The sequence below is a fragment of the Acidovorax sp. Leaf191 genome (assembly GCF_001424425.1).
In the GTDB taxonomy this organism is placed as follows: domain Bacteria; phylum Pseudomonadota; class Gammaproteobacteria; order Burkholderiales; family Burkholderiaceae_C; genus Acidovorax.
Window position 1 is genome coordinate 390,856 of sequence record NZ_LMPT01000019.1, and the last position, 15,137, is coordinate 405,992.

Annotated in this window: 15 protein-coding genes and 3 tRNA genes; 8 read left to right on the forward strand and 10 right to left on the reverse strand. The window is 63.4% G+C overall.

The features are described from left to right. Positions 1-70: 70 nt before the first annotated feature. Positions 71-1,957: a M14 family metallopeptidase gene (locus tag ASG27_RS15835; protein ID WP_082486079.1), complete on the forward strand. Its 1,887-nt coding sequence runs from the start codon at positions 71-73 to the stop codon at positions 1,955-1,957. 281 nt (positions 1,958-2,238) lie between these two features. Here ASG27_RS15835 and ybaL read toward each other — a convergent pair whose 3' ends face one another. After that, positions 2,239-3,981, reverse strand: a complete 1,743-nt coding sequence (gene ybaL, locus ASG27_RS15840; RefSeq protein ID WP_056421168.1) for a YbaL family putative K(+) efflux transporter — start codon at positions 3,979-3,981, stop codon at positions 2,239-2,241. Between the two features lie 233 nt (positions 3,982-4,214). Between ybaL and ASG27_RS15845 the strand changes: the two genes are divergently transcribed. Further along, positions 4,215-4,291: transfer RNA gene (locus ASG27_RS15845), tRNA-Arg, on the forward strand. A gap of 823 nt (positions 4,292-5,114) precedes the next feature. Continuing rightward, positions 5,115-5,405, forward strand: coding sequence for a hypothetical protein (locus ASG27_RS15850; protein WP_056421167.1), 291 nt, complete (start codon positions 5,115-5,117; stop codon positions 5,403-5,405). 897 nt (positions 5,406-6,302) lie between these two features. Here the strand turns inward: ASG27_RS15850 and ASG27_RS26815 are convergent. The 5 genes from ASG27_RS26815 to ASG27_RS15865 all read right to left on the reverse strand — a co-directional run bounded on the left by ASG27_RS26815 (position 6,303) and on the right by ASG27_RS15865 (position 8,725). Then, complete coding sequence (locus ASG27_RS26815; RefSeq protein WP_156370885.1) at positions 6,303-7,235, reverse strand: hypothetical protein; 933 nt, start codon at positions 7,233-7,235, stop codon at positions 6,303-6,305. 149 nt (positions 7,236-7,384) lie between these two features. Next, a complete protein-coding gene (locus ASG27_RS15855; protein ID WP_056421166.1) occupies positions 7,385-7,843 on the reverse strand; it encodes a hypothetical protein in 459 nt (152 codons plus the stop codon). 4 nt (positions 7,844-7,847) lie between these two features. Further along, positions 7,848-8,069, reverse strand: coding sequence for a hypothetical protein (locus ASG27_RS27305; RefSeq protein ID WP_200912473.1), 222 nt, complete (start codon positions 8,067-8,069; stop codon positions 7,848-7,850). Continuing rightward, complete coding sequence (locus tag ASG27_RS27310) at positions 8,070-8,459, reverse strand: glycosyl hydrolase 108 family protein (protein WP_200912472.1); 390 nt, start codon at positions 8,457-8,459, stop codon at positions 8,070-8,072. It lies immediately after the preceding gene. Beyond that, entirely contained in the window at positions 8,456-8,725 is a 270-nt protein-coding gene (locus tag ASG27_RS15865) for a holin (RefSeq protein ID WP_056421165.1), read from the reverse strand. The genes ASG27_RS27310 and ASG27_RS15865 overlap by 4 nt, the downstream gene beginning before the upstream one ends. A gap of 177 nt (positions 8,726-8,902) precedes the next feature. On the opposite strand from ASG27_RS15865, the gene ASG27_RS15870 reads away from it, so the two are divergent. The 5 genes from ASG27_RS15870 to ASG27_RS15890 all read left to right on the forward strand — a co-directional run bounded on the left by ASG27_RS15870 (position 8,903) and on the right by ASG27_RS15890 (position 11,935). Continuing rightward, positions 8,903-9,181: a hypothetical protein gene (locus tag ASG27_RS15870; RefSeq protein WP_156370883.1), complete on the forward strand. Its 279-nt coding sequence runs from the start codon at positions 8,903-8,905 to the stop codon at positions 9,179-9,181. Between the two features lie 22 nt (positions 9,182-9,203). Next, positions 9,204-10,028: a PLxRFG domain-containing protein gene (locus ASG27_RS15875; protein ID WP_082486078.1), complete on the forward strand. Its 825-nt coding sequence runs from the start codon at positions 9,204-9,206 to the stop codon at positions 10,026-10,028. Positions 10,029-10,502: 474 nt separating this feature from the next. Next, positions 10,503-10,751 carry a hypothetical protein gene (locus ASG27_RS15880; RefSeq protein WP_156370881.1) on the forward strand — a complete coding sequence of 83 codons (249 nt, stop codon included), beginning with the start codon at positions 10,503-10,505 and terminating at the stop codon, positions 10,749-10,751. A 285-nt stretch (positions 10,752-11,036) separates the two neighbouring features. Continuing rightward, positions 11,037-11,453 carry a hypothetical protein gene (locus tag ASG27_RS15885; protein WP_156370879.1) on the forward strand — a complete coding sequence of 139 codons (417 nt, stop codon included), beginning with the start codon at positions 11,037-11,039 and terminating at the stop codon, positions 11,451-11,453. 65 nt (positions 11,454-11,518) lie between these two features. Beyond that, positions 11,519-11,935, forward strand: coding sequence for a hypothetical protein (locus ASG27_RS15890; protein ID WP_156370877.1), 417 nt, complete (start codon positions 11,519-11,521; stop codon positions 11,933-11,935). Between the two features lie 440 nt (positions 11,936-12,375). Here the strand turns inward: ASG27_RS15890 and ASG27_RS15895 are convergent. From ASG27_RS15895 to ASG27_RS15910, 4 genes are all read right to left on the reverse strand, one after another. Then, a tRNA-His gene (locus ASG27_RS15895) sits at positions 12,376-12,451 on the reverse strand. A gap of 49 nt (positions 12,452-12,500) precedes the next feature. Then, a complete protein-coding gene (locus ASG27_RS15900) occupies positions 12,501-14,429 on the reverse strand; it encodes a SurA N-terminal domain-containing protein (RefSeq protein ID WP_056421155.1) in 1,929 nt (642 codons plus the stop codon). 60 nt (positions 14,430-14,489) lie between these two features. After that, a tRNA-Val gene (locus ASG27_RS15905) sits at positions 14,490-14,565 on the reverse strand. Positions 14,566-14,580: 15 nt separating this feature from the next. Beyond that, complete coding sequence (locus ASG27_RS15910; protein ID WP_056164954.1) at positions 14,581-14,853, reverse strand: HU family DNA-binding protein; 273 nt, start codon at positions 14,851-14,853, stop codon at positions 14,581-14,583. Between the last annotated feature and the right edge of the window lie 284 nt (positions 14,854-15,137).

Below are 15,137 nucleotides of genomic sequence, written 5' to 3' on the forward strand. Positions count from 1 at the left end.
CGGAGCGGGCAGGTGCGCAGGTAACATCGCCGTAACAAAGCCGCCCAGCGGCCCCACTGGCAAAACCACCATGACCATGCACACCTTCTTTCGGCGCACGCGCGGCGCGGAGCCCCAACCCTTCTCCGCCTGGTCGCCGCAGACGCCCTGGAAGATCTCTGCCGTTCTGGCGGCGGTGCTGCTGACGGCATGCTCCAGCACGCCGCTGCCGCCCTGGCCTTCCACACCCACAGCGCGGCCCAATGCGCCAGCCCCGCTGCCCAGCCGCGCTCAGAAAGGCACGGTGGTGCCTGCACCGCTGGGTCAGGCAACGGCGCCCCGGCCAACGCAGCCCCTCGGCCCAAGCCAGGGCGTGGTGGCGAGCCCGCTGCCGCCGCCCGCTCCGCTGGTGGTGCAGAACGACGGCCCGATGTCGCCACCTTACGGCGCGGCGGTGGCGGCCCAGTTCCCCGACCCCGCGGTGGCCTACGCTACGCCGGGGCTTGCCGCAGACCGCAGGGCTTTCACCACGAACGCAGAGCTGGCCCAGTGGCTGCAGTCGCTGGACGACCCGGCGCAGCGCGGTGCCACCCGCACCCGGTTGCTCAACCTGGGCATGTCGCAGCGCGGCGAACCCATCCTGGGCCTGCTGGCCACACGCGCCCCGGGCACGTCCCCTGCGCAGCTGGACAACAGCGGCCGCCCCACGGTCGTTCTGATCGGCCAACAGCACGGCGATGAACCCGCAGGGGCCGAAGCATTGCTCGTCATCAGCCGCGAGCTGACCCAGGGGTTGCTGGAGCCTTTGCTCGACCGCATCAACGTGGTGATTGTTCCCCGCGCCAATCCTGACGGAGCCGCGGCGGGCACACGGGTCACGGCCAACGGCGTGGACATGAACCGCGACCACCTGCTGCTGAACACCCCCGAGGCACGTGCCCTGGCCGGCGTAGTGAATGAGTACCGCCCCATCCTGGTGGTGGACGCGCACGAATACACCGTGGCGGGCCGCTATCTGCAGAAGTTCAATGCCATCCAGCGCTACGACACGCTGCTGCAGTACACCACCACGGCCAACTACCCTGAGTTCCTCACCAAGGCATCGCAGGAGTGGTACCACCAGCCCATGGTGGCCGCACTCAAGGCCCAGGGCCTGACCAGCGACTGGTACTACACCACCTCCAACAACCCCGACGACAAGCGCATCTCCATGGGGGGCACGCAACCCGACACGGGCCGCAATGTGAACGGGCTGAAGAACGCGGTGAGCCTGTTGATCGAAACGCGCGGCGTGGGCATCGGCCGCATGCACATCCAGCGCCGGGTGCATTCGCAGGTCACCGCCATCGCCAGCGCGCTGCGCAGCACGGCCGAGCGTGCCGCCAACCTGGAGCAGGTGCGTTCCTTCGTGGCGCGCGACATCAGCGCGCAGGCCTGCCGTGATCAGGTCGTGATCGAGGCTGCAGCCACCCCCACCCAGCGCGAGCTGGAGTTTCTGGACCCCGACACCGGGGCGGTGCGCCCCATCCGCGTCGAGTGGAACTCCTCGCTCACGCTGCGTCCCACCAAGACCCGCGCCCGGCCTTGCGGCTATTGGCTGTCGGCCAGCTCCACCGCCGCCGTGGAGCGCCTGAAACTGCTGGGACTGCAGGTGATGCGCGTGGCCGAACCTGGCTCTGCCCTCGCCGACACCTACCGCGAAACCTCGCGCGAGTCCGGCGACCGGCAGGATGTGATCGGCACCATCGCCGGAGGCACCGGCATCGTGCGCGTGCAGGTGACCCCGATGCGCAGCGCGATCGACGTGCCTGCCGGCAGCTTCTACATCCCGCTGAACCAGCCACGCGCCAACCTGGCGGTGGCGGCGCTGGAGCCGGACACGCAGAACAGCTACTTTGCCAACCGCGTGATCGACGACCTGGGCCAGACCGCGCGCATCATGAGCAACCCGTCGCTGGTGTTTGAAGAAACGGATTGAGGCGACAGCCGCTGCCTCAGGCTCATGCTCGGGCTCGGGCTGTGCAGATGGGCTGGGCCTCATATCGGGCTTGAGCGTGTGACCACGGGCAGTTTGGCAGGCCGCGCCCAGCGCGTTGTTGTGCCAGGGTGTCGACTCTGCACGCACCAGTGCCCCCCCAGCCTGCTGCAGCGGGCCAGTCGCAGCAGACCCACACCCAATCGCTATTTCTCCACTCAGCTATCTATTCGATAGCATAAAACAGCCACCTATCCAGCGGTAGCACGGCTTTTGGCAGATATTCAGATGCGGCTGTGCAGCGCCGCGGGGGCCGTCGCCCGGGCGCGGCGTGTCTCTGTGCGCTCCACGACGTAGCGCGACATGGCCTGGGCCAGCGCCTCGTCGGCCAGGAACACCGCACTGTCGCACTCCTGCGTGAGCCGACGGGCCTCGTCGCTGTTGTGGCTGCGTACCACGGCTTCGATGTGGGGGTTGAGCATGCGCGCCGTGCCGATGATCTGTCGCACGTTCAAGGTGTCGGGCGTGGCGATCACCAGCATCGCCGCGCGTGCAATGTGTGCCTGGATGAGCACGGCCGGGTCCACCGCATCGCCAAACACGGCCGCCACGCCGGACTCCCGCAGCGACTCCACCAGTTCGCGGTTCTGCTCCGCCACCACGTAGGGAATGTCGTTGGCCGCCAGGGCCGCCGCCACCCGGCGCCCGACCCGGCCGTAGCCCACCAGCACCACCTGCCGCGCCAGATAGCGCGAATCGGTGGTCATGGGCAACTCGGCCAGCGGGTCGTCCCGCTGCTCCAGCCGCCGCGCCAGTGCCGAGCGAGCCCGCAGCCAGTCCTGCAGCGGCGCAATCGCGCGAAAGAGCATCGGGTTCAGCGCCATCGAGATCAAGGCGCCCGCCAGCACCAGGCTGGCACCTTCGGCCGGCAACAGGCCCAGTGACGAACCCAGCGCGACCAGGATGAACGAAAACTCGCCGATCTGTGCCAGGCTGGCAGACACCGTCAGCGCCGTATTGAGCGGGTAGCGGAAGGCCAGCACCAGGGCGGCTGCCGCCAGCGTCTTGCCCAGCATGATGATGGCCACCACGGCCAACACCTGCACCGGCCGGTCCCACAGCACCGAGGGGTTGAACAGCATGCCCACGGACACGAAGAACAGCACGGCGAAAGCGTCGCGCAGCGGCAATGACTCCTCGGCGGCGCGGTGGCTGAACTCCGACTCGCGCATCACCATGCCCGCAAAGAACGCCCCCAGTGCGAACGACACGCCAAACAGCGCCGCAGAGCCGAACGCGATGCTGACCGCAGCCGCCACGACGCACAGCGTGAACAGCTCGCGCGACCCGGTGCGGGCCACCTGCCAGAGCACCCACGGAAACAGGCGGCGCCCGACCAGCAGCATCAGCGCCACAAAGCCGCCCACCTGCAACAAGGTCCATCCCAGCGTCGTCCACAGTGCCGCGCCATCAACCGCCTGGCCCTGGGCGCCGTTGCCTCCCAGAGAACCCGCCAACGGCGGCAAGAGCACCAGCACCAGCACCATGGCCAGGTCTTCGACCACCAGCCAGCCCACCGCGATGCGCCCGGTGTGGCTGTCGAGAATTCCCAAGGTCTCCAGCGCGCGCAGCAGCACCACCGTGCTCGCCACCGACAGCGCCAGGCCGAACACCAGGGCCCCGCCCCAGCTCCAGCCCCACCACACGGCCAGCGCCATGCCCAGCGCTGTGGCCACCATCATCTGCACCACCGCCCCGGGCACAGCGATACGGCGCACCGCCAGCAGGTCGCCGAAAGAGAAATGCAGGCCCACGCCGAACATCAGCAGCATCACGCCGATTTCGGCCAACTGGCTGGCCATGGCCATGTCCGCCACGAAACCGGGTGTGTAAGGCCCGATCACCACACCGGCCAGCAAGTAACCCACCAGCGCAGGCAGCTTGAGCCGCGCGGCCACGAACCCCAACGCCAGCGCCAGCCCGAGCGCCGCGGCAATGGTGCTGATGAGATTGACGCTGTGTGGCATGGGCAGAGGTGGAGTAGGAAACGGGCAGGCGCGCGGCACGAGCGCCACTCCGTTATACCCGCATCCGCCATCAACTTGCGATTACAACCCGCAAATGCCGCCCGGCGGCCAGAACATGCCCCGCCGCCGCAGGTATGATCCAGGGTTCGCGCAGCGGCATGCGGCCAGGGCAATTTCAATGCATGGCCCGCACCATGCCAGCGCTTCGGCCTTTGCGGCCGACACCCATCCATCTGCCCGTAGCTCAACCGGATAGAGCAATTGCCTTCTAAGCAATAGGTCGGGGGTTCGAGTCCCTCCGGGCAGGCCACTTTTTCTCCAATGAAACCCGGCTACGGTCTGAAGCGCCAGGGAAGTTCCAGGGAAGAATTCTCGCGGGTTGACGTCAACGCCGACTATTGACCCAGCGCGCCGCTGGATGCCACAGCCGGGCAACCATCTGCCTACGCACCTCGTCTCGAAACTGCACTGGCCCGGGCGCGCAATTTGGTCGATGCGCATGCCGTTTCCAGTTGCACCACCAGCATGCCGCGGCCACGTTCAACGGGGAACCGGTGCCGCCGTCCTGCTTCGCCACAAGGTGCTCAGCCGTCGACTGCAGATAGCGCATGAGCGGCTCGGGAACGCCAAGCGCCTCAGCAAAGCGGTCTTTGTAGGGGGGTTCCCAAACGGGCAGGCTGCAGTAGATGCAACGGCACTGTTGGGAGAAGAAAGCTCGGGTTCTGAGTGTGACCAATCTGGACATGACGACGGAATAGTTTTGAAGCTATTCCCGTTGTCAGTTGCTGATCAGGTCGGGCGACGGGGCTTGACCACTCGGCTGTACACGAGAGTTTTCCCGTGCGGCCGGGTTCGCTGGAGCCCGGACGTCGGCAATGTACTACTGAACTGGAGCGCTTGGCAACAGTCTCGTTGCACCTTCGGGCGTGATTGAGATCACAGTGGCGTTGTACCCGGCGGGCTCGCTCAGCACCGCTTCGATGAGTCCGTCGCGGACCAAGTCCTGCGCCCGGGCGACAGCGTTCGGATCGGTCGGGTGGACAGGCCGCGGCACGGATTTCAAGACCTTCCAACGACGCATCGCCCGGGGTCGTGATTGCTGTAGACGGGAAGGAAAGCCCGTTGACCGGGCAATGACCGATACCCGCCACGCGGACTCATCGGAGCACCAGCTCCTTGCATTCTTGGTGGAAGCCGTTTACGCCGAGCACCGCTCGGGCCGGCCGCCACCGGCGCGGCTCGAACTGCCACCGGCTGATTTCGAGCGGTTCCAGAGTGAGCACCGTGAGGCGCTGGCCGCGCATGTGCCAGAGGTGGGGAACGTCTATCCCGGTTCACTGGCGGGCGTGCCCGTGGAGTCGGGCGCAGACCACCCCTCCATCATCCGTGCGGACGGCAGGCGCGGGATGCTCTTGCTGCCGTAAAGTGCTCCACACGACAAAGAACAAGCCCGCTCGACGTGGGATGTTGGTGCTCGAGAACCGTGAGTTGGCCTCCAGAACAGGGGCCAGAGACTAATGGTCGGAATTGACTGCTCTTGCGCGCCTGAGACCCTGACGCGCCAGTCCTCGCGCAGACGGATTCGCACTGCAAGGCGGGAAAAATACTGACGCTCCATTCATATTGGGCAGGCGCAGAGTTGACTCACTTTTAGGAGACAACGATGCGCATTTCAACGATCACTTTGCTTGCCGCCGCTGTAACAGCGGCATCCACTGTAGCCGCGCAGGGGGCAAATCCGCCCGCTCAAATTGTGCCGGGGGTACCCCCGCCGCAGACCACAGCGCCAGAAGTCTCCACGACACCATCTCAGACCCCCACGGCGCCACCCTCCCAAACTCCTTCAGAGACACACGCCGCACCACCGGTGGCACCGCCCATGGCCACGCAAAAGCCGACGGAGGTAGGGGCTCCAAGACAAGCCGTTGGATCCGGAACCAGCAATGCTGTGGGTACCGGCACGCCTCAAGGAGTGGGATCGCAACAACCAACTACTTCACGGCCGAGCGTTATCCCCGCTCAGATTGGTACACCTCAAGTTTCGACGAGTACATCTGGTTCGGGAAGTGGACCAAGTGCCCCTACCGCGCCAGCAGCACCACCTGGGACGGCAGCTCCAATGAAACGATAGCGCCTTGCATTGCTAGACCAAGACGCTGAAGGAGCTCCCAGCACAGTCCGTTTCACAGGAGCGCCTTCTTATAGGGAACCGGCGGCTGCACCGTGTGCAATTCCATCGGCGCAGGCCGGCCGACTTCATCAGAAAGCAAAACTTAACGCCCCGCCGCGGGTTTTGAAATTGTGCGTCGAGGCGGACTTGATCAGTGCTCGATCAAGATAGCCCACTCACGGAAGCGTGCGGCCATGTGACCGTTACTCGTGCCGGTGTCACCTGTGAAAATTTCGGTGCCGATAATGGATGTGCCCAAGCCTAAGTTAGCTGCCGTAAAAAGTGGCTGACCGGCCGGTAGGCTGGCATTTACTGCGGCAACGACTGTATTGATGTTTTGAGGAGTCATGCAGAAGCCGAACCAAGTGTCGTTGTTCCAAGTTGATTGGCGGGCAAAACCTGATCCTGGCGTCGTCGTAATGTATTGTTGAGCTCCGTAATAGCTGCCCACCATAGGCATGTTCGTACCGCCTTGGCCGCCGTCGTATCCGACAAAATCTTGTATGTTGCCAGACGAGTACAGCATAACGCCCACCGTGAATGTCCTACCTGAGCTCACATCACGAAACGTGAAGTTCGCGCCGGAGGAGTTCGTTGAGCCGTCTCCAGACCATGAGCTCGGAACAGCGGCGTAGAAGCCCATGCACAACTTCGCGTTTTGACCATACTGGCCTCCCCAAGGGCGTACAAACTTGCTCTCAGAAAAGTCCAGATGAAGGTTGATCGTCTTCAGAGGTCGACCAGATACAACCGGCGACGAGTAGGTATGCAGTTGAAACCCAACGCTATTTTGGTACGCCTGCACAGCCGTTGAGCCATTCCAGGTGGAATCGACCGTGCGCTCCCAATTTGCGCTCTCGCCAACAGGGGTGGAAAGCCCCGTGAAGGAAGAGACGTTCCAGAATGGAACCTGGCTAACCGTTCCCACATCGAACGTCCTGATGGTCGCGACATCTGGGATAGGCGTGCCGTTCAATATTGAAGAAACCGAGCCAACACTAGGTTGAACGTAGAGAACTGTAGTTGCAGCATGCACATTTGCTGTTGCAAGCACAGCCACTGTCACAAAAGCTCTAAGGGTCATCGAAACTCCAGTTTGTTGACAACCACCGCGACACGGTGGGGTATTGCACTCAAGGCGCCACCCAGCCTAGCCGATGAACAACGGCTACCCAGTCTTGCTTTGTTGCGTTTGGTTATGCACAACGCCTTTGCGAATACAGATGCTTGGTATCACTTTTGGGAGGTTGACGGCCATGCGTTTCTCAGGGTGGCGACATCACCTGCGTGCCCATCAGCTTTTTCGACCATCCCTGCATACGCGGCGCGGCAGTCGTTGAATACTGCTCCGAGGGCAGTGGCGTACTCAAGGACGGCGGCGGGGGGAGCTTCAGCGAGTCGGCGGACAGCTTCGGCGGACTGGTCCCGCAGGCCGTCAGAAACACGGTGCAGGTGATCAAGTTCAGTGCGCAAAAGCGCTTCACGGGTGCGGGCAGCATTCAGGGCCTCCTGGTAGGTTTTGTTGACGGCGCGCTCGGTGGCGCGAGCTTTGGTCACGGCCTGCAGCTGGTTGTCGGCCGCTGCGAAGCGCATGTCGGCTACGTCAGCCTCCCAGCGCGCATCCTGGAAAATCCAAACGCCTGCCGCCGCGACGATTGCCGAGACCAAATGGGTGATAAGGCTGAGGTTCATGGGATCACTCCTTGCGCACGGAGTCTGCGCAGCGCGCCAGCGGCACGTTGCCCAGCCGGTTGTCGGTCCAGCCCACGATGAACATGGGCTTGCCCAAGTTCATGTAGTGGTTGCCCTGCTGGGCGTCGATGAGCTTGAGCACCATCTCGCAGGCCTTCACGCGCCCGCGCTTGCGCTCCAGCGCCTGATAGGCCGCCACGGACTGTTTGCCGATCTGTCCGGCCACCTATACCAGCGCATAGTCCTGGCCGCCGCGGCTCAGGTTATTGAGTGCCCGCTGGAGCCAGCGCGAGGCCTGGGCCTGCCCTGTATTCACCCCCGCGTCCACGAGCTTCTCGCCCACGGCCGGCGAGATGGCGATTACGCGGTCAAATCCTGGGCGGGACACGTAGTCCCGAATGTAGATGGCCTCCGCGCGCTCTTTCGGCAGCTCGCGCATTGGGCCGGTATAGCCTTCATTCCGCGCTATGGCCACCGTGATGCCGTGGTTCGTTTCGCCGCCTGGATCTGCGGGGTTGTTCACATAGCCCTTCTCCACGGCGAGGACTCCGCCCAGGATGGCCAAGATGGCGGCACCGAGGGACGGCCACAAATTGGCCTGGCCCTGGGCGCTCATTCGTCAGCTCCAAGAGTGCCAAGGTCGGTCGCACCGTCCATGCCCCGGCGCAGGCGTGCCATGCGCAGCTCATGCGCCTCGGCGTGGCGCCGGTTGGCCTCGCTCTTGTAATGCCAGTTCACGAGCGCGCCCAGCAGCGCGATGCCGATGCCCAGCAGCCCAATGGCTTGGGACGAGGCAAGCCAGCCAAGAAAGCCAACGACGGCACCGCCCCCGGTGGTGCGGCTGCCAGCTGTGGCGAGAGCGTCGATGGTTTCGGTTTTCATGGCTGGGGATGATTCCGGGCCCCGCCCGAAACCCCCAGCCCTATACCGGGCTGCCCGTTTTCCCGTGCCATCTCACGCATCTGACCGCGCAGTGCCTTCGGCGCGGTTTCGGCGACCCGCCTGGGTCGGATGGGTGCCACGGGCGCGGCCGATGCTGGTGCCGCGGGAGAGGGTGTAGTGGCGGCTGGCTCAGCCGCTGAACAGATCCGACAGGAAACCCCCGACGGCCTGCTCACCCCCACGCATGCCGGCCTGGCTGGCGCCACCGGCGTCGCCACTACCGGCCTGGGTGTGCTCGGCGGCCGCGTCGCGAACAAGTTGGGCATCGGCGACGCCGAGACCATGCTGGCTCAGGGCACGAAGGGCATGGCCAAGCAGAGCGCGGACGACGCTGCCCGTGCGGCCATGAACCCGCTAGTGCAGCAGCAGGCCGCCAAGGGATCCCGCGACGCGTGATCGAGGGCGCGATCGCGGAGGGCTGCCGTTCGTGGAGGATCTGGAGGACCTGATCGACGGCGTGGGCCAGCTCATGGGCTACAACCTGAGCTCCAAGCAGGTGATGCGCGAGTACATCGGCAAGGAGCTGGGAGAGTTCGTGGAGCAGGGCGTGTCCTGGCTGCCCGGCGCGCCGATCGACATCTCCGGCCGACTGGGTATGGGCAATCTGCTGCCCGATACCGGCCTGCTGCTGACCAAGCAGAGCCGCGAGCGGGATCTGCTCGAGGTGGTGGGGCCGGCCGGCGACCTGGTCGCACGCGGGTTCACGGGTGCGCGCAAGGCGCTGACGGGCGACGTTGGCGGCGCGGCGCTGGAGGTGTCGCCGGCCGCCGTGCGGAATGCGGTCAAGGGCATCGACATGGCCACCAGCGGAATCTACAAGGACACCAAGGGCTACAAGGTGATCGACACCACGCTGGATGAGGCAATCTACAAGGCAATCGGGTTCCAGCCGCACAGCGTGGCCCAGGTGCAGGAGTCCAACTCTTTCATGCAGCGCGGCAAGGCCTTCTACACGCAGACCAGCAGCGACATCAAGGCGCAGTGGGCGAAGGCGCTGTTCGAGAAGGACGACGCCGCGCTCGAGCGGGTGCGGGAGCGCCTGGCGGACTGGAACCGGGACAACCCGGAGCAGCCCATCGTGGTGAAGATGCCCGACGTGTGGAAGAAGGTGCGCGAGATGGCAAGGACCGCACGCAGCGGATCGCCGCCATCAGGCCGCGCCCGACAGCGCCACCGGCAACCATGCCGGGGATGGATTCACCGACGCCGACGCCGATGGTGGAGGGGTTCTGCACCGCCGTGATGGCCTTGTCCACGATGCCGTCGGCTGCCTGGAACTTACGCTGCGCTTCCTTGGTGGCGTCGGAGTGCCAGTCGTTGGCAACGTCCTTGGCCTGTTTAAAGCGCAGGCCTACCGGGCCGTCCTCGTTTTCCAAGGCCTTGCCGACTTGGCCCCCGGCCACGAGATCGGCTAAGCCAACGGCTGCCTCGGGGACGCCGATAGCGCCCTTCACGGCTGTGGCGGCTACGTCGCGAGCGTAGTCGGTGAGAGTGCGAGACGGTGGATCAACATTCCCCGCGGGGTAACGTTTCCAAGGTCCATCGCTGCCTTCGGTCGAGGGTGTGTTGTATTGGTTCCAGGGGCCGGGGTTGGTGTTTGCCATGCCCCACTGTTCCTCCTGAACACTCAGACGTGAAACCCTATGCCGGGCTTGAAGAAAAGCCCTCCCGGACTACGATGGAGTTCTCACACAACCATCACCCGGGAGGGCTTCTCATGACTATTTTGACCCCAGAGCAACGAATGATTGCGGCGCTACAAGGCGAGGTGCTCGCGCTCAGAGTTGGCGTTTCTGCTTTGCTGCTCTCCATGTCCGAAAGCCAGCGGCCAGACTTTGCCAAAAGTTTGTTCGCACTGGGGGAGCACACGAAAGCGGTTCAGCTTTCGACGCCTGTTCCTGAGCCGTTGATTGATGCGTTTGATGAGCTACTTCGCTCCATGCAATCGCAAGGCGCTCCGAGCTGATAGTCAGACTCGATTTCGCGGCCGCCAGTTGTGCGATGGGGGGCTGTTTGTAGAGAGCAGTCCGCCGCACGCTCATGAAGAGCAACGGCCTCCGAGCACACATCCACGTTCCAACGCACGCGGCGCAGCGCTTACCTTTTAGCTGCCCTTCGGGCGCGCAGTCTGATGTAGTGGGTTTCCATCCCGGCAGTCTCTCGTGCACAGGGAAAAGCGGTAAACCCTAAGCCGGGCATCGTGCGCGGAGGCTCATCCGCCCTGATAGAGTGGCACCAGGAGGAGTGAGATATGAATAAAAAATCTAGAAATGTCCTAGTTGCCGTGTCCACTGGCGCCTGCATGGCCAGCTCGGCGGTGGCATCTTCGCCAGACATGGCAGCGATCGCGTACATGCTTGGCTTTCAAGTGATCTGCTTGGTTTGGCCCTTGTTGCTGCCGACCTTCTTTCTTGGCAGCTATACGTCCAAGAGCAAACCCTACCTGATCCTGATAGGGCTGGCTTACGCAATCATGGGCTTCGTCCACCTACCATTTTCACTCTTCGGACTGGCAACGCTTGCGCTGGGATTGGAAGTGCCCTTCCTGGAGATCGTGCTTCTCTTCGGCGATCAAATAGTAGCGCTGGTGCTATCGGTGCTGGGACTTCGGCGTTACGGAAGACGCCTGGTATCCGCCTGTCTGAACCAAGGCTTCCACGTCGCCTGATCTCCCAAAAAGAGTTTCCGACTACGATTGAGGACCCAAATAGCCGCCACCTGAGAGGGCTTTTCATGACTACGTTGACACCTGAGCAGCCCCCAGCATCCCGATTCCTACGTCCTGCACTGCACATCGGTGCCATGATGCTGGCCGCCGCTGCCAACCCCCTGATCAAGCACGACACCCAGCCAGCGTTCGTTTGGCTGAGCACCTGGCTGGTCCCACTGATCGTCGCCGGCGTGGCCTTCGGTCTCTACTTCGCCGTCGCCCGCCAGCGCGCGCGGGCGCTGTGGCCGAACGCGTTCTTCGTCACCGCGTGGCTATTGCTGGCACTTCTGGTGGCGGATCCCTACATCGAGAAAGCTACACGGGGCGCTCCAGCTACGCCCCAACTAGTGGCACCAGCGCCAGCGCAGGACACCTCCACCGCACCGGCCGTACCTCATGCGAATGAGGACAGCCCTTGGAACAAGTACCAGGGCCAGTAAAGACTACACACGTTCCCAGCTTGCCGGGTTCGAAGGGTCACCACCCTTAAAGCGGAAGCCCTGCTCGACAGCGCCTACCTGGGGAGCGACTTGCGGCATAAAACCAGTCCAAGTTTTTATCCGCACCCCCCTACCGGCATTTGCCATGGCCAACCGACAGCGGGTCAAGTGCCGACAGGTAGAAGCTGACTTCAACCGCGAGTGTGCGAACAACGCCGTGGAACATGGCGTGTGCGGGGAGTGCGTGGCGACCGTGGGACCAGCCCGCGCAGGTTCGGGGTAAGTCGAGTTGCTCCGAGGCACAAAAGACCCGCCGAAGTCTGGAAGCCCGATCAGGCGACTAAAGCACCAGAACAGCAGTCAGCGATTCCCGCTTCGCCCCGGGCGTGCCCCTGAAACGAAACAAGGACCCGAAGGTCCTTGTTTTTACTAGCATTTTTTGGGGTGGCTGATGGGGCTCGAACCCACGACAACAGGAATCACAATCCTGGACTCTACCAACTGAGCTACAGCCACCGTAGATTCATATTATAGCCCGAGATTTTCACGTACCGGGCTTCCCGGCTTAATTTTCTGCAGTGACCTGCGCCGTGGTGTCTGGACGCGGTGCCTTGATCTGCACCTTGAAGCGCTGCTTGAGCAGCTCGTAGTACGCCAGGCCTTCGGCCGTGGTCCACCACTGCACATACTGCTGGCGCTCTTGCTGGGCGCGCTGCGCGTCCGGTGCCTGGCGTGGGACCACACGGTTCACCTTGACCACCGCGTAGCCTTCAGAGCCCAGGTCAACACCGGCAAAGGCTGGCAGGCCGTCCGACGGCGCGCGCAGTGCGGCGTCGATCACCTGGCGCGACTGGCCCTGCGGCTGCTCGCGCGAGATCTCCACCGCCGCAGGCAGGCCGGTGGCAGCCGCGGGGTTGGCCTTCCAGGCCGCCAGCTTGGTTTCGCCTTCCTTGCGCGCCTGCTCGGCCGCGCGCTGGGCGATGAACAGCGACTTCACGCGTGCGCGCACTTCGTCGAGTGGCAGGGCACGTGCAGGGGTGTATTCGGTGATGCGGCCTGCAGCCATCTGGCTCGTGCCGACTTCAACCGCTTCGGTGTTGCGCTTGTTCTGTACCGAGTCGGCGGAGAACAGGGCCTCCAGGAACTTGCTGTTGGCCAGCGGGCCCTGGGCGCCGGGGGTGGGCGTGCGCGTGACGCCGGTGGCCTTTTGCACCTTGAGCTTGAGCTTGTCGGCCACGGGCTGCAAGCTGTCGGCCTGCTCGTACACGCCGTTGGCAAACGACTCGGCCACCTCGGCGAACTTGGCTTGCGCCTGCTGCTGCTTGAGCTCGGCTTCCATCGAAGGACGCAGTTCCTCGAAGGTGGGCTGGCGGGGCGTCTTGATGTCGGTCAGCTGGATGATGTGGTAGCCGAAGTCCGACTCGACCACATCGCTGATCTCGCCCTTCTTGAGCGCAAAGGCTGCGTCCTCGAACGGCTTGACCATCGCATTGCGGCCGAAGAAGTTCAGGTCGCCGCCAGCGACGGCAGAGCCCTTGTCGTCCGACGATTTCTTGGCCACCTCGGCAAAGCTCGACGGCGTCTTGCGCACCTGGGCCAGCAGTTCTTCTGCGCGGGCCTTGGCCTTTTCGCGATCGGCCGCCGGGGCGTCCTTGGGTGCGTTGATGAGGATGTGGCTGGCGCGGCGCTCTTCCTTGCCCGACAGTCGCGCGAGATTTTCCTTGTAGTAGGTGCGCAGGTCGTCTTCGCTCAGGGTGATGCCGGCGCGCACGCTGTCCAGGTCGAGCACCACGTATTCCACTGCGGCCTGTTCGGTCTGCTGGAACTGCGCGGTGTGGGCCTTGTAGTAAGCCTCCAGCTCCGCATCGGTAGGTTCGGCCTTGGAGGCGAAGTCCGTCGCCTTGAAGCGCACGATCTGTACTTCGCGCCGCTCGTACAGGGGGTCCAGCGCCAGCTTGATCTGCGCGTCGGTACCGAAGGCCGAGCCCATCACGCCGCCCATGACCTGGTTGACCGACAGATCACGGCGCACGTTGGCTTCGAAGCCTTCGGGCGTGAGGCCCTGGCTTCCGACCAGCGCGCGGTAGGCTTCGGCATCGAGCGTGCCGTCCGCGCGCTTGAGGTTGGCGATGGCAGGGATCTCCTGCAGGCTGCGGGCCAGTCGCGCATCGCTGGTGACCATGTGCATGTCCTTGGCCGCCGCGGCCAGCACGCGGTCGCGCACCAGGCGCTCCAACGTGGCGTAACGGGATTGGGGCGAGTCCAGCAGCTTCGGATCGACCGTGGGAGACTGAGCGCGGATGCGGTCGGTTTCCATGCGGTGTGCATTGTCCCAGTCGGTCTGGTTGATTTTGTGGCCGTCGACGCGGGCAACCACCGGGCTCTTTTCAGAGAAGTAGTTGCTGTCGATGCCTACCAGCACAAACGATGGAATGATCAGCAAGAACAATAAGATCATGACGATCTTGGAGTGCTTGCGGATGGATTCAAACATGGTCGATCTTTCAGAAGACAAAAAACAAAAGGCGAACTTGCGTTCGCCTTTGTTCGGTGGTGGTGGGTCCTGACGGTCTCGAACCGCCGACCTACTCCGTGTAAAGGAGCCGCTCTACCAACTGAGCTAAGGACCCCGCCTAAACTGATCCTCAGTTCAAGGCATCTTTCAATGCCTTGCCAGGACGGAACTTCGGAACTTTAGCAGCTTTGATTTTAATCGTATCGCCGGTACGGGGATTGCGACCGGTGCGTGCGGCCCGCTTGCCCACTGCGAAAGTGCCGAAACCGACGAGCGAGACAGTGCCGCCCTTCTTCAGGGTCTTCTTGACGGCCTCAATCGTGGATTCCAGGGCACGCGCAGCAGCGGCCTTGGAGATGTCGGCGTTGGTAGCGATGTGCTCAATCAGTTCGGTTTTGTTCACAAGAAGCCTCTCGGGAAAGAGTTGATGGAATGTCTCGCGGATATCTGGTCTTCACACGTCCCAAAGCGCAGCCTGAATGAGACTGGTTGAAGGCAGACGGGGGAATGACTGGCATACACAGCAGTGGCTGCTGCATCAGATTAAAGCCATCGAGTTTCCGGGTGTCAATACAACACGCTGTTTTGCGGCAGCGTAGCGGTCAATTCTAGTCGTATTTCATGCTGCGACTGGGCGTGCGGACCGTTTTGTCTCATACATGCCGTATGGGCAGCATTCCGTATTGA

What these genes read in the sequence shown, in the direction of transcription:
- ASG27_RS15835 (WP_082486079.1), top strand. Translation starts at nt 71, where the DNA reads ATGACCATGCACACCTTCTTTCGGCGCACGCGCGGCGCGGAGCCCCAA.
- ybaL (WP_056421168.1), bottom strand. Translation starts at nt 3,981, where the DNA reads ATGCCACACAGCGTCAATCTCATCAGCACCATTGCCGCGGCGCTCGGG.
- ASG27_RS15850 (WP_056421167.1), top strand. Translation starts at nt 5,115, where the DNA reads ATGACCGATACCCGCCACGCGGACTCATCGGAGCACCAGCTCCTTGCA.
- ASG27_RS26815 (WP_156370885.1), bottom strand. Translation starts at nt 7,235, where the DNA reads ATGACCCTTAGAGCTTTTGTGACAGTGGCTGTGCTTGCAACAGCAAAT.
- ASG27_RS15855 (WP_056421166.1), bottom strand. Translation starts at nt 7,843, where the DNA reads ATGAACCTCAGCCTTATCACCCATTTGGTCTCGGCAATCGTCGCGGCG.
- ASG27_RS27310 (WP_200912472.1), bottom strand. Translation starts at nt 8,459, where the DNA reads ATGAGCGCCCAGGGCCAGGCCAATTTGTGGCCGTCCCTCGGTGCCGCC.
- ASG27_RS15865 (WP_056421165.1), bottom strand. Translation starts at nt 8,725, where the DNA reads ATGAAAACCGAAACCATCGACGCTCTCGCCACAGCTGGCAGCCGCACC.
- ASG27_RS15880 (WP_156370881.1), top strand. Translation starts at nt 10,503, where the DNA reads ATGACTATTTTGACCCCAGAGCAACGAATGATTGCGGCGCTACAAGGC.
- ASG27_RS15885 (WP_156370879.1), top strand. Translation starts at nt 11,037, where the DNA reads ATGAATAAAAAATCTAGAAATGTCCTAGTTGCCGTGTCCACTGGCGCC.
- ASG27_RS15890 (WP_156370877.1), top strand. Translation starts at nt 11,519, where the DNA reads ATGACTACGTTGACACCTGAGCAGCCCCCAGCATCCCGATTCCTACGT.
- ASG27_RS15900 (WP_056421155.1), bottom strand. Translation starts at nt 14,429, where the DNA reads ATGTTTGAATCCATCCGCAAGCACTCCAAGATCGTCATGATCTTATTG.